This window comes from Pseudomonas sp. A125, from assembly GCF_055409485.1.
The window spans coordinates 13,270-26,085 of sequence record NZ_JBUZVP010000001.1 but is presented as its reverse complement, the minus strand read 5'-3'; the positions used below and the strand labels follow the sequence as shown (position 1 = coordinate 26,085).

10 protein-coding genes, 1 tRNA gene and 1 pseudogene are annotated in these 12,816 nt (G+C 60.7%); 6 read left to right on the top strand and 6 right to left on the bottom strand.

Translation table 11 applies throughout. The features are described from left to right. Position 1: 1 nt before the first annotated feature. Both ACZRN6_RS00110 and ACZRN6_RS00105 read left to right on the top strand, forming a co-directional pair. A complete protein-coding gene (locus ACZRN6_RS00110) occupies positions 2–1,531 on the top strand; it encodes a 3-hydroxyacyl-CoA dehydrogenase (RefSeq protein WP_464006943.1) in 1,530 nt (509 codons plus the stop codon). 26 nt (positions 1,532–1,557) lie between these two features. Beyond that, positions 1,558–2,790 (top strand): CaiB/BaiF CoA transferase family protein, encoded by a 1,233-nt coding sequence (locus ACZRN6_RS00105; protein WP_322144172.1) that lies wholly within the window; start codon positions 1,558–1,560, stop codon positions 2,788–2,790. A 35-nt stretch (positions 2,791–2,825) separates the two neighbouring features. Here ACZRN6_RS00105 and ACZRN6_RS00100 read toward each other — a convergent pair whose 3' ends face one another. Then, on the bottom strand, positions 2,826–4,208 hold the full coding sequence (locus ACZRN6_RS00100; RefSeq protein ID WP_464006942.1) for a glycerophosphodiester phosphodiesterase family protein: 1,383 nt from the start codon (positions 4,206–4,208) through the stop codon (positions 2,826–2,828). Between the two features lie 175 nt (positions 4,209–4,383). Between ACZRN6_RS00100 and ACZRN6_RS00095 the strand changes: the two genes are divergently transcribed. Together ACZRN6_RS00095 and ACZRN6_RS00090 are read left to right on the top strand one after the other, a co-directional pair. Then, positions 4,384–4,459 (top strand) — tRNA-Asn (locus ACZRN6_RS00095). Positions 4,460–4,572: 113 nt separating this feature from the next. Beyond that, positions 4,573–4,659, top strand: a pseudogene (locus ACZRN6_RS00090) (integrase); the annotation flags it as partial. 108 nt (positions 4,660–4,767) lie between these two features. On the opposite strand, the gene ACZRN6_RS00085 reads toward ACZRN6_RS00090, so the two are convergent. The 5 genes from ACZRN6_RS00085 to ACZRN6_RS00065 form a co-directional block, all read right to left on the bottom strand. Continuing rightward, positions 4,768–7,176 (bottom strand): TonB-dependent siderophore receptor, encoded by a 2,409-nt coding sequence (locus ACZRN6_RS00085; RefSeq protein ID WP_464006941.1) that lies wholly within the window; start codon positions 7,174–7,176, stop codon positions 4,768–4,770. A gap of 90 nt (positions 7,177–7,266) precedes the next feature. After that, positions 7,267–8,232 carry a FecR domain-containing protein gene (locus ACZRN6_RS00080; RefSeq protein WP_322144175.1) on the bottom strand — a complete coding sequence of 322 codons (966 nt, stop codon included), beginning with the start codon at positions 8,230–8,232 and terminating at the stop codon, positions 7,267–7,269. Next, a complete protein-coding gene (locus tag ACZRN6_RS00075; RefSeq protein WP_322144176.1) occupies positions 8,229–8,765 on the bottom strand; it encodes a sigma-70 family RNA polymerase sigma factor in 537 nt (178 codons plus the stop codon). Before ACZRN6_RS00075 ends, ACZRN6_RS00080 begins: the two co-directional genes overlap by 4 nt. Positions 8,766–9,086: 321 nt before the next feature. Then, complete coding sequence (gene mug / locus ACZRN6_RS00070; protein WP_464006940.1) at positions 9,087–9,602, bottom strand: G/U mismatch-specific DNA glycosylase; 516 nt, start codon at positions 9,600–9,602, stop codon at positions 9,087–9,089. Beyond that, positions 9,599–10,222 carry a TetR/AcrR family transcriptional regulator gene (locus ACZRN6_RS00065; RefSeq protein WP_464006939.1) on the bottom strand — a complete coding sequence of 208 codons (624 nt, stop codon included), beginning with the start codon at positions 10,220–10,222 and terminating at the stop codon, positions 9,599–9,601. Before ACZRN6_RS00065 ends, mug begins: the two co-directional genes overlap by 4 nt. Before the next feature lie 104 nt (positions 10,223–10,326). Here ACZRN6_RS00065 and ACZRN6_RS00060 point away from each other — a divergent pair, with 104 nt between their 5' ends. Both ACZRN6_RS00060 and ACZRN6_RS00055 read left to right on the top strand, forming a co-directional pair. After that, on the top strand, positions 10,327–11,358 hold the full coding sequence (locus ACZRN6_RS00060) for an HlyD family secretion protein (RefSeq protein ID WP_464006938.1): 1,032 nt from the start codon (positions 10,327–10,329) through the stop codon (positions 11,356–11,358). After that, entirely contained in the window at positions 11,355–12,809 is a 1,455-nt protein-coding gene (locus tag ACZRN6_RS00055; protein ID WP_464006937.1) for an MFS transporter, read from the top strand. Before ACZRN6_RS00060 ends, ACZRN6_RS00055 begins: the two co-directional genes overlap by 4 nt. Positions 12,810–12,816 lie beyond the last annotated feature (7 nt).

The following is a 12,816-nucleotide window of genomic DNA, read 5'->3' as shown; positions in this document are numbered from 1 at the left end:
GATGACCGATTCAATCAAGATCATGGGCCTGGTAGGCACCGGCGTGATGGGCGCCGGGATTGCACAGATTGCCGCCCAGGCGGGCGTGTTGGTGCGCTTGTTCGATGCCCGCGACAGTGCGGCGCAGACCGCTCGGGACAGCCTTGGCGCCACGCTTTCGAAACTGGCCGCCAAGGGCAAGATCACCCAGGTGGCGATGGACGCAACGCTTGCGAACCTGCAAGTCGCCGCCACGGTTGAAGCGTTGCGCGATTGCGATTTGGTGGTGGAAGCTATTGTCGAAAACCTCGACGCAAAGCGCGGCCTGTTGCAGCAACTCGAAGGTGTGGTCAGCGCGCAGTGCATCCTCGCCACCAACACCTCGTCGCTGTCGGTCACGGCCATTGCCACCGGCTGCCAACACCCTGAGCGCGTGGCGGGGCTGCACTTTTTCAACCCGGTGCCGTTGATGCGCGTGGTTGAAGTGATCGACGGCCTGGCCACTGCGCCGAAGGTCGGCGATGAGCTGTTGGCCTTCGTCGCCCGCACCGGCCATCGCGGCGTGCGCGCCAAGGACACCCCGGGTTTTATCGTCAACCACGCCGGCCGTGCCTACGGCACCGAAGCCTTGAAGATGCTTGATGAAGGCGTTGCCGAGCGCGGTGATATCGACCGTATCCTGCGTGACGGCGCAGGCTTTCGCATGGGGCCACTGGAACTGCTGGACCTCACCGGGCTCGACGTTTCCCACCCGGTGATGGAGTCGATCTACAACCAGTTCTATCAAGACCCGCGCTACAAACCGTCGCCCCTGACCCGTCAGATGCTGGCGGGCGGGCGCCTGGGGCGCAAGAGCGGGCAGGGCTTCTACCGCTATGAAAATGGCCAGGTGCTCGACGGCCCGCAACCGCAGCCGGTGCCCTCCATCAAGCAATTTCCGCCGGTGTGGATCGCCACCGAAAACGCTGACGACTACGAGCGCCTCAGCGCCCTGGTGATCGAACTGGGCGCGCACCTTGAAAGCGCCGCGCAGCCTTCGCCTGAAGCGTTGTGCCTGCTGGCGCCTTACGGCCTCGACGCCACCTCGGCCAGCGAGCGCTTCCACACCGACCCGGCACGCACCCTGTGCATCGACCTGCTGACCGACCTGTCGCGCCATCGCACCCTGATGCAAAACCCGCTGACGTCCAGCGCCATGCGCGAGGCCGCCCACGCGCTGCTCGCCCGAGATGGCGTGGGTGTGACGGTGATCAGCGACAGTGTCGGCTTCGTCGCCCAGCGTACTCTGGCGATGGTGGTCAACCTGGCCTGCGACATCGCCCAGCAACGCATCGCCAGCGTCGACGATATCGACCAGGCCGTACAACTCGGCCTGGGTTACCCACAAGGCCCGCTGGCCTGGGGCGATGCCCTTGGGCCACGGCGCATCCTCACGATTTTGCAACGCATGAGTGAACTCACCCACGACCCACGCTATCGCCCCAGCCCCTGGCTGCGGCGGCGTGCGGTGCTGGGGATTTCACTGCGTCATCAAGAGCCGGCAGTCGGCTGATTTCGATTCATCACAGGACAAGAATAATGGGTGCATTGACAGGTTTGCGGGTGCTGGATTTAAGCCGGGTATTGGCGGGGCCCTGGTGTGGCCAGGTGTTGGCTGACTTGGGCGCAGAAGTGATCAAGATCGAACGGCCGCAAAGCGGTGACGACACCCGTGGCTGGGGCCCGCCATGGATGAAGACCGACACTGGCGAGTCGTCCGGGCAGGCGTCTTATTACCAGTCCACCAACCGCGGCAAGCTCTCCGTGGCCATAGACCTCGCCACGAGCGAAGGCCAGGAACTGGTGCGGGCGCTGGCGGCCAGTTCCGACGTACTGATCGAAAACTACAAGGCCGGTTCCCTGGCGCGCTACGGCCTGGATTACGCGACCCTGGCCGAGATCAATCCACGGCTGGTGTACTGCTCCATCACCGGCTTCGGCCAGACCGGCCCGCGTGCCGAAGAGCCTGGGTACGACTTTATCATCCAGGGCATCGGCGGCTTGATGAGCATCACTGGCGAGCGCGATGACCTGCCCGGCGGCGGCCCGCAAAAAGTCGGCGTGGCGTTCTCCGACCTGATGACCGGCCTGTATTCCACCGTCGCGATTCAGGCTGCGCTGTTCAGCCGCGAGCGTACCGGCGTCGGCCAGCACATCGACATGGCACTGCTGGACGTGCAAGTGGCAACCCTGGCCAACCAAAGCATGAACTACCTGGCCTCGGGCAAGGTGCCGGAACGCTATGGCAACGCCCACGCCAACATCGTGCCGTACCAGGTATTCCGCGCGGCAGACCGCGACTTCATTATCGCCTGCGGCAACGACAGCCAGTTTGTTGCGCTGTGCCACAGCATCGGCTTGCCGCACCTGCCGCAAGACCCGCGCTTTGGGCGCAATGCCGATCGGGTTGCGCACCGGGCGGAGATTGTCGAACTGCTGTCGGCGCACTTTCTGGGGCGCACGGCGGACGAGTGGGTGGCGAGCATTCACGCTTCGAAAGTGCCGGTGGGCGCGATCAATAGCATCGCGCAATCGTTGGAAGAACCGCAGGTGATTGCCCGTGGGTTGATGGTGAAGATCGCGCATCCAAAGAACCCGGAGTTCGCCATGGTGGGCAGCCCGATCAAGATGTCGGGCACGCCGGTGGAGTATGTGAGGCCGGCGCCGATGTTGGGCCAGCATACGGATGAGGTGCTTGGTGAGCGGCTGGGGTTGTCGGCAGAGCAGTTGAGGCAGCTCAAGGCGGGTGGGGTGATCGAGCAGTTGGACTGAGCAATGGCGGCCGGGAAGGCCGCCATCATCACGGTTTAGCGCGCGACTTCTTTAAGGTAGGTGTTTCGGGCAGCTACGGCAGTCGGTGTGAAATCTGTAAACACACCATCAACACCGGCCCGGAAGAAAGCCATGTACTCGGCCGCCGGGTTGCCCTTGTAGGCGCCGGCCAGGTACTTCGCTTCGTTGCGGAAGGTGAAGATATGCACGAACAGACCGGCTTTGTGAGCATCGCTGATCAGGCGGGTGGGCTTGAACGTATCGACCTCGGGCAAGCCTGGGTTTTGCGCTGAGGCGGCGGTCAGCAACATCGCTTGTGGCTTCCACGGCCCGATGCCATCGGCGTAGGTCTTCACCTCGGCCAACCCGGCTGGCGTCAGCATCGCACCAAAGGCGCGTGGGTCGCCGGCGACGGTCCAGCTATAAGGCCGGCCGCTGACGAAGGTGTTGGGTTTGTCGGTGATAAAAATGGTCTCGCCGGTCTTGAAGTTCACACCGTTCCCATCCACCAACTGTACCGCCCGGGTTTGCAGGCCGATAGAGCGCAGGTACTTCAGGCTGTTCGGGTCGAAGCTTTGCACAAACACCGGTGCGTTTTTGCGATTGAGGTCGTTGTCTTTCAGAGTCTTGAGAAACGCCGCTTCAAACGGATGAGTACCCGGTGCGCCGCAACCATTGGCAATGGCCTGGGCGTTGTTCCAGATCGGGTTTTTGCTTTCCGGGTAGGTGGTAATCACACGGCCTGTGGCGGCGCTTTTGGCTTTGGCAATGTCGATCACTTCCTGGAAGCTCAGGATCGGCAACTTGCCGTTGAGTTCGGTGGGGCGCTCGTCGCGGGCATCGTACGTCGTGCCGCCGAGCCACTGCTTGAGTTCGGCCAGGGTGAAATCGCTGATTGACCAGTCGTTGGTGTGGTCTTCGCCATCCACGATCAGGGATTTCAACACCGATTTTGGATCGTTGGGATTGGTCAAGTCGCTCAGGTACTGGGCCGGGCCATTTTCTGCGGTGGCGGGATACCTCACATTAACCAATACGCCCGGAACCGTGCGCTTGCGGCGCGCAACCTCTGGGTTGGTCTGCGCGACGTCGTTGATGTTGGTGTTGTCACTCAGCCACGGGTTGTGCCGGGCCACCAACACGCAGTCCTTGGTCATGTGCAGGTCCAGCTCAAGCGAATCGGCACCCGCGTCGGCCGCATGCTCATACGAGGCCCGGGTTTCTTCCGGGTACAGCCCCGGCAGGCCGCGATGCCCGATCACCAGGGGCGGTGCACCGTCCAGGGTTTTGAACGAAGGCGAAGCGGCAGGCGCGCTCCCGGTCACACTGTCACACGCGCTCGCCATCAGGCTGCATCCGATAACGATAAAGCGGGCGAGCAGGGTTTTTGCCGCTGGCGGGCCTGAGCGAGTGTGCATGTGTCGTCCTTAAAGAAGAGGGTAGGGGCAGGGTATCTGCGGATGTTGGCGTTGACGTATGACAGAGTCGTGACAGGAAGTGGAGCGATGATTTTCCTGCGCGGTGCGCCCACGGCGAGCACAAATATCACCGAAAGCTTGACTTCTCCTTTTCAATCAGTAACATACGGCGCATTCCGCGATAGCTCAGTTGGTAGAGCAAATGACTGTTAATCATTGGGTCCCTGGTTCGAGTCCAGGTCGTGGAGCCATACAAGGTTCCAGAGAACGCTTTCAAAATCTCTGAAACCCCCGAAAAACCCGCCTTCTGGCGGGTTTTTTCGTTTTGGCGTTCTGTCGGATTCCGGTGGATACCAGTTCGATCATGGCACTGATCGGTAAATGTGACGGACGCAATTTTGGCTATGGTCGGCAACTGAGCTATGCCGGGCCGCAAGCATTGAGAGATCTACAGTGTGTCGCTGCATTTGCGTTTTCCCTCCTTTGCCTTGTAAGGAAAAACAGCGCAACTGAATATCAGGTGCGCTTGATGTATTGCGTCGCGAACTTTTCGCTGGGTTTAGAAGGTGTATTTGAAGCTCGTCATGAAGTTACGCGGCGCCCCGTATACGCTCCAACTGTCAGCATAGGCATAGTAGGAACGATCAAACACGTTGTTGACATTGAGCGTGGCGCTGAGGTTTTTGCTGATGTCGTAACGGGCCATCAGGTTGGTCAACGCATAGCTGCCTTGTTCAAACGTGTGCAAGTCCATGCCAGTCTTGCTCTGCCAATTCACGCCGCCGCCCACCGTGACCTTATCCAGTACGCCAGGGAGGCGATAGGTCGTGAACGTCTTCAGGCTGTGGCGTGGGCTGGTGGTGACGATGCGCTCATCGTCGGCGTTGGTGCTGACACTGTAGGCGTAGCCAGCTGACGCCTGCCAGCCTTCACTCAGTTCACCGTTCAGCTCCAGCTCGACACCCTTGGTCGTCGTGCCCTGTTCTGCGCGATAGATGTCTGGAGCTCGTACGTAGACCGGCAAGTTGTCCTGGTCAATCTTGAACAGGGCCAGGCTGGCGTTCAGCCTGTCTTCGTTGAAGCTGCCCTTGATCCCGACTTCATAACCGGTGCCTTCCTGCGGATCCAGTGGTTTGTTGTTATCGTCTTTGATGCCATAGGTCTGAGGATTGAAGATTTTGGTATAGCTGGCGTACAGCGACCAGGTGCTGCTCAGGTCATAGACGATACCGGCGTAAGGCAGGAAAATCCCATTACGGGTTTCTTTGCTTTCGGAGTTCTGGCTGGCATCCGTGTAGCTGATAACTTCGTTCGAGCGTTTCCAGTCGGTCACGCGGCCGCCAAGGATCACGGCAGTGTCATCGGTGACGTGGAAGCGTGAGGTGAGGTACGCCGCGTACTGGTTTTCTTCGATACGGGTTTTGCCGACAGTCGTGGTGTCAGGGCGATTGGCGCCGCTGCCGTTCCAGTTGTAAATGTTGGGCACTGTACCGTCGTAACCGGTCCACGGGCCGAACCAGCCGCCGTGACTTGGGGTGTTTTCGTCATACTGAGACATGGTTACGCCGGCGATCAGCTCATGCTCGCGGCCGAACAGGTTGAACGGGCCAGTCAGGTAGGCGTCCAGGTTGTTCTGGCGCGGGGTCCCGGACCAGCGGTTGGGGTACAGGTAGGCGCCGGCACCCGTTGCCTGGTCGATATCGCCGTTCATGTAGTTGATCAGCTCATCGAACTCGTTCTGGGTGTGGCTGACTTCGACCTTGCCGCTCCAACCATTGTTGAACTGGTGCTCAATGGAGGTAAAAACGTTGGTCTGCTTACGGTCGTTGTATGCCCAGTCCGGAGCGCTGTTGGCGGAACGGCTAAAATCAGTGCGGTTACCGTTGCTGTAGAACATCTGGAAACCGGTCCGCAGAGGATCGTTGACCTGGTTGTTGATGTAGCTGAAGCCCGCGGTCAGCATGGTAGCGTCGCTGAGGTCGAACTCGGAAATACCGTAGACCAGTTGCGAATCGGTTTTTACCCGGTCAACCCAGGAATTCTGCTTCTTGTAATCCACCACCAGACGCCCGCGAATGTTACCGCTGTCGTTCAAGGGGCCTGACACGTCAAAGCCTGTACCATAGCGATCCCAACTGCCCGCCTCGCCGGTGATGCTGGCCTGGGCCTCAGCAGTCGGGCGCTTGCGGATCAGGTTGATGGTCGCCGACGGTGTGCCAGAGCCGCTGATCAGGCCGGTGGCGCCACGCACCACTTCAACGCGGTCGTACATGGCGGTGTTCTGAGTATTGTTATCCAGGCGTGATGAGGTGGGCACACCGTCGATTTCAAAGTTGTTGATCTGGAAGCCACGGGACCAGTAAGTATCGTTCTCGGCGCCTACACCGACACGTAATACGGTGATGCCGGGTGTTGCCTCCAGAACTTCGGTCAGGTTGGTGAGTTTCTGGTCATCGAGACGTTGACGGGTAATCACTGTGACCGACTGCGGCGTTTCCTTTTGAGTCAGGTTCAGCCGCGTCGAACTGCTGGAGGAGTCTGTGGTGTAAGAGCCTGTGGCTTCGGTGGTGGAGCCAGGTGCCTTGCCGGAAATCGATATTGCGCCCAGCTCAAGTGCGCCGCCCGCGCCTGGCTGCAACTGATAGCGTCGCTCGCCGGTCTGCACCACCGTCAACTCACTACCTGCCAGTAAAGTGTGTAGTGCCTGGTCCACGGTGTAGCTGCCGTGCAGCGCCGGGCCTGTCTTGCCGGCGATCAGCGCGGCATTGCCCGCCAGGTAGATTCCGGATTGGGCGGCAAGCTGGTTGAGTTGGTCGACAAGGGCGCCAGCGGGCAGATCGAAACGCTGCGCGCTTGCCTGTCCAGCGGCTGTCGCGGGTGATGCTACGCTCAGACTAGCCGGTATGGCCAAGGCCAGGGTAATGGTCAACGCCAAGGATTGTGGTGAGTTACGCAGAAATGAGGGCATAAACAGTTCCGGTCGAAGGAGGCATTAAGCCGTTGTCCTTCTCTAATTCGAATGAAAATTCAAAACCGGAAGCACGGGAGCGAAAAAATATCAGCGCGCAACCACCGTGACCCACCAGGCAAATCGCCGCTCGATGCGCACGGGCAGCACCTGCTCGAGCATGGCCAGTACCTGATCGGTGTCCTCCAACGGGAAGGTACCCATGACCCTCAGGTTGGCAACCTGCGGGTCAATCCCCAGATGTCCATGGCGATAGCTGGCCAACTCATCGATAAAGTCTCCCAGGCGCATATCGTTCGCCATCAACACCCCTTTTATCCACGCTTCGCGCCCGGGCTGGGCACGTTGCGTTGTGGACAGGCTTTGGCGGTCGAAGTTAACACCCTGACCTGCTGGCACGACGAGAGTTTGTTGGGTGACGCCACAGCTGACCTGCACGCTGCCTTCGTACACGTTGAGTAACGTGCGGCCATCATGTTCTCGCACGCTGAAGCGCGTGCCGATTGGGCGTAGACGACCTTGCGGCGTGTCCACCACGAACGGCCGAGGATCGTTGCCGGTACTGATCAGGATTTCGCCGCTGTAAAGTTTCAATTCGCGCTGGTCGGCGCTGAAATTCACATCCAGCGCCGTACCGCTGTTAAGCCAAAGGCGTGTGCCATCGGCCAAGCGCTGGTCACGCAGTGGGGTGGTACCGGTGTAAAAGTCGGTGGTCCAGTTCCCTGGCAGCCAACGCTGCTGCCAACTGCCCCAGCCCAGCAGTGCACCCCCCATCAGGATCGACAAGCCGCGCAATACCTGGCGGCGTGAGCGCTGGGAATGGCGCAAGGTTTCCAGCGTCTGGTTGGCCCCCGCGATATCCTCCTGTAACGGTGCAAAACGCTGCCCAACGCGTGCGACATAGCTCCAGGCCAGGCGATTGAGTTCACTATGGGCATGCCATTGGCGCCAGGCCTCATGCAGCTGCAAAGCATTAGGTTCTGCGCTCAGGCGGGCAAACCAGTCGGCGGCTTGTTGCAAGGTGGCATGGTCGAGGCCGCCAGGGTTGGTGCTCATAACAGCGCTCCGTCCAATTCGGCTTCCAGTGCTATGCATTGGAACATGGCCTGTCCGATGTATTTGGTGACGGTGCGCTCGCTCACGCCAATGCGCAGCGCAACCTCGCGATAGCTCAAACCTTGGATATGCGCCAGGCAAAACGCCTCTGACACTTTGACCGGCAGGCGATCGAGCATTGCCTGCAAATGCACCAGAGCTTCAAACACTAAGGCGCGGTGTTCTTCAGACGGTGCGTACTCCTCAGGCCGACTCGCCAATACCTCAAGCCACGCTTGCTCCACGTGCTTGCGCCGAAAGAAATCCACACACACGTTGCGCGAAAGCGTGCTTAGGTACGCGCGCGCATGCACCTCGCTGTCGAACTGACGCGGGTGGCCCAACAAGCGCACAAACACATCGTGGGCGAGTTCGGCGGCATCACTGACATTGCCGAGTTTTCGCGCCAGCCAGCGCTGTATCCAGCCGTGATGGGCGACGTACAAGCTGCCAACGCTATACGGCGGGGCACCCGACTCAGGGAGATGAGGCATCGAAAATTCTTACGAATGGGAATTATTACCAATAGTAATAGGGAAAAGTTAACACCACAATGGGGAGGGAATGTGCATCGGATCGAAGCTATGTCTCCGTTCGAACGAATTTGGTTCGCGCAGCCCGCCGGAGGACAAAGTGCCGTCTAACGTTTGAGTCCAGGTCGTGGAGCCATACATTGAGAAAAACCTGCAGCGATGCAGGCTTTTTTTGCCTTGAATTTGGCCGGTGCGAGGGTGGGCACGGCGGCGCGGCGGACCATGCACAGGATGCGTATATGAGTGCGCTGGTCTACAGCTTTTTATGGGAGACGTTGAAGGCTAATTGTCCTGGCCCGTTGCCAGCCTCAGTGCTCGGTACGCGTCCACTAGCTGGTCGAGCGTAAACCCAAGGTTTCTGCCGCTGGGGTTAGGCAGGACCCACACCGCCGCACTCCCCAGCGGGTGCGGCTGCAACCCCCACGCAATCTGCCGCTGCCCGCTCAGTGCGGCATACGCCGCCTTTCCCAGAAATGCCAAAAAACGCGGCGCATAACGTGTGATCTTGCGTTCAAAACTCACCGCCGCCGCCGTGAATTCATCCGCTGACAATTGATCTGCCCGGGCCGTGGGTCGCTCTACCACCGTAGTCAGCCCGCACTGATACTGCAGGATCGTCTGGTCGTTTTCCGGCTGCACCTCATGGGGCGTAAACCCGGCCAGGTGCAGCGTGCGCCAGAACCGATTGCCCCTGCCCATAAAGTGATGGCCGCTGGCGGCGGCTTTCAGTCCCGGGTTTATCCCGCAGAAAACCACGGCCAGGTTCTCCGCCAGAATATCTTCCAATCCCTCCATCATCCGCAGATGACCTGCACGGCATTGCGTGCCAGGGCGATCAACTCGGCGTAGGGCTTGCCCGCCCGTGCGCGAATCGAAAGGCTGTGCACCAGGGACGAGGCGAGCACTGCGACCGCAGCGGGATCGGTACCGGTTTTCAATTCTCCGGCCTCGATGGCCGTGCGCAAGCGGGTTTCGAGATGGGCATCGAGTGCGTCGAGGCGCTGCAACAGCACCGCGCGAATCTCGGCATCCTCGACCGCTTCAGTGGTGGCGGTGCCGATGATGAAGCAGCCCCGTGGCTCGCCATCGCCCGAAAAGTAGATCGACAACTGGCCTTCATAAAGGCGCATCAACGCGTCGGCCAGCGTCAGGCTCGGGTCGTCCAGCGCTGCGTCGATGGCGGCTGAAGCGAGGCCCCAATATTGCTCGAGCGCTTTGAGGTAGATCGCATGTTTGTCGCCGAACGCCGCGTACAGGCTTGGCCGGTTCATCCCGGCAGCACTGGCAATGCCGTCCAGTGAGGCACCGCAATAGCCGGTATTCCAGAACACCCCGAGGGCTTTTTGCAGCGCTGTTTCAGGGTCGTAGGCGCGCGGGCGGCCACGGCCTTTTGCCTCTGTGATCTTTTTTTGTGCCATGGCGTACAAAAATCCTTGAGTAGAGGTGAGCGGGTCGATATTCTTACATCATCGCACAAAATTAAAGCCTCAGAAATCCCCGGCTCAACAAAGGTGATTCGATCATGAGCAACGCGTTGGAAAACACGACCCGCACACACTGGCGTTCACTGTTGATGGTGGGCTTTCCGATACTGCTCGCAGCGGCGGGGTACGTGTATTACCTGCAGGACGCGCCGTATGTGTCGACCGATAACGCTTACGCCCGGGTGGCGAAGGCGTCGATCAATGCGCGGGTGTCCGGGCAAGTGGTGGAGATTGCCGTGGAGGACAACCAGCCGGTGCACAAAGGGCAAGTGCTGTTGCGGATTAACCCCGAGCCGTTTCAGGTGGCAGTCGAGCGCGCCCAGGCCCAACTGAGCGTGGCGCGGTTGCGGGTCGAAGGCCTTAAGGCCAGCTACCGGCAACAGCTGGCGGAACTGCAGGCGGCCAAGGAGTCGGCGGGTTTTGACCAGAAAGAATTCGCCCGCAAAAAGGCCTTGGTGGCCACCGAGTTCGTGTCCCAGGCCGTGTTCGAACGGGCCGACACCGACTTGAAAGTCGCCCGGCAACGCGTCGCCTCCATCGAACAGCAGGTCGCCAATACAGTGGTGGCCCTGAGCGGCAATCCCGACATCGAAATCGACCGCCACCCGGCGATTCTCCAGGCCAGGGCGCAACTCGACGAAGCGCAACTCTACCTCTCGTACGCGACCGTCTATGCGCCTGACGATGGCGTGGTGGCCAAGGTGGATGACGTACAGGTCGGCGACTACCTGAACAGCGGTGCACCGGCCTTCGCCTTGCTGTCGCCCCGTCGCACCTGGGTCGAGGCCAACTTCCGCGAAACCCAGCTGACGCATATGCGTGCCGGCCAGCAGGCAACCATCAGGCTCGACACCTATCCGGACCATCCCTTCAAGGCCCACATCACCAGCTTGAGCCCGGGCGCCGGCGCTGACTTTGCCCTGCTGCCGCCGGAAAACGCCACTGGCAACTGGGTCAAGGTGGTGCAGCGGGTGCCGGTGCGCCTGGAGCTGGATGATGCGAATGTTGAGCTGCCGCTGTTTTCCGGCACCAGCGCCACGGTAACCGTTGATATCAGGACCGGCCCATGAACGGCGCACGCAGCCTCAGGTTCGCGGCGTTACTGGTGACCTGGTTGCAGGCGGTCAGCGTGTCGCTGCCGAACTCGGCCCTGCGGTTTGTGCAGGGCAGCTTGTCGATGACGGACGACGAGGCGGGGTGGATATTCACCTCTTACCTGGCCGCCAGTGCGATCACCTTGCCGGTCGCCCAATGGCTCGCCGCGCGTTTGGGCGTGAAGGTGGTTTACCAGACGACACTGGCGGTCTTCGCCTTGGGCTTGCTGCTCGCGACCGAGGCAACCACCTCGCTGCAATTCGTCGGCGCACGGGTTATCCAGGGTGCTGCCAGCGGCGTGTTGGCGCCGCTGTCGATGGCCATCGCCCTGGAGACACTGGCCCCGGCACGACGGCCGAAATTCGGCCCGGTGTGGACAGCCATCGGGCTGTTGGGCATCGTCAGCGGCCCGGCGATTGGCGGCTGGATCAGCGAGCATTTCGGCTGGCGCTGGATGTTCTACGCCAGCCTGCCGCTGTTGGCCTACACCACATCGATCGTGGCGTTATTGCAGCCAGAGAAGAAAACCAACGGCGTGCCGGCCTTCGATTTTGCAGGCTTTGCCAGCTTTACCTGCGGCGTGATCGGCCTGCAAATGCTCCTCGACCGAGGCCAACGCCTGGAGTGGTTCGATGCGCCCGAGATCTGGCTGGAAGCTGCCGTGAGCGCCCTGGGGTTCTACCTGTTCGCCGTGCACCGGTTCACCTCGCGCACGCACTTCATCAGCAAGGGCTTATTGCGCGACCGCAACTTCGTGCTGTCGACCCTCATCTTCTTCGCCGTCGGTTTCGTGCTGCTGCCAACCATGGCGATGACCTCGCCGATGCTGGACGAACTGCTCGGCTTCCCGCCGGACACTACAGGCTTCCTCACCATCCCCCGTGGCGTGGGTTTGCTGGGTGCGTTCTGGCTGATGAACCGTGTGCCTGCACATCTGGATGGCCGCCCGTTCGTGATCGCCGGTATCGCCCTGGTGGTCTACGCCAACCACTCGATGCTCGGCTACTCGCCCTTGATGGATGGCTGGCCGGTGGCAGTGGCCGGTGCCCTCCAGGGAGCCGGCCTGGGCCTGCTGATGCCGGCGCTTTCCCGGGTGGCGTTCAGCACCCTCGACCCGGCGTTGCGCCCCGAAGGCAGCGGGCTGTTCAACTTGTCCCGCGTCTACGGCAGCACCTTCGGCGTGGCGGTGGTGCAGTGGTTTTTCTTCAACAACACCCAGGCGATGCATGTGGCGCTGGCCGGTCACCTGACCGCTTATTCGGTCCCTGCGTCCACGTCCCTGGCAGGTTTTGGTGCGCTGAACGAAGCCATCACCGGCCAAGCTGCGTTCATCGCCGTGCTTGGCCAATTCAAGATTCTGCTGTGGGCAATGCTGGTGGTGAGCCCGCTGGTGCTGCTGCTGCGTAAACCTGTCACGACCCGCTAGTTTTCGG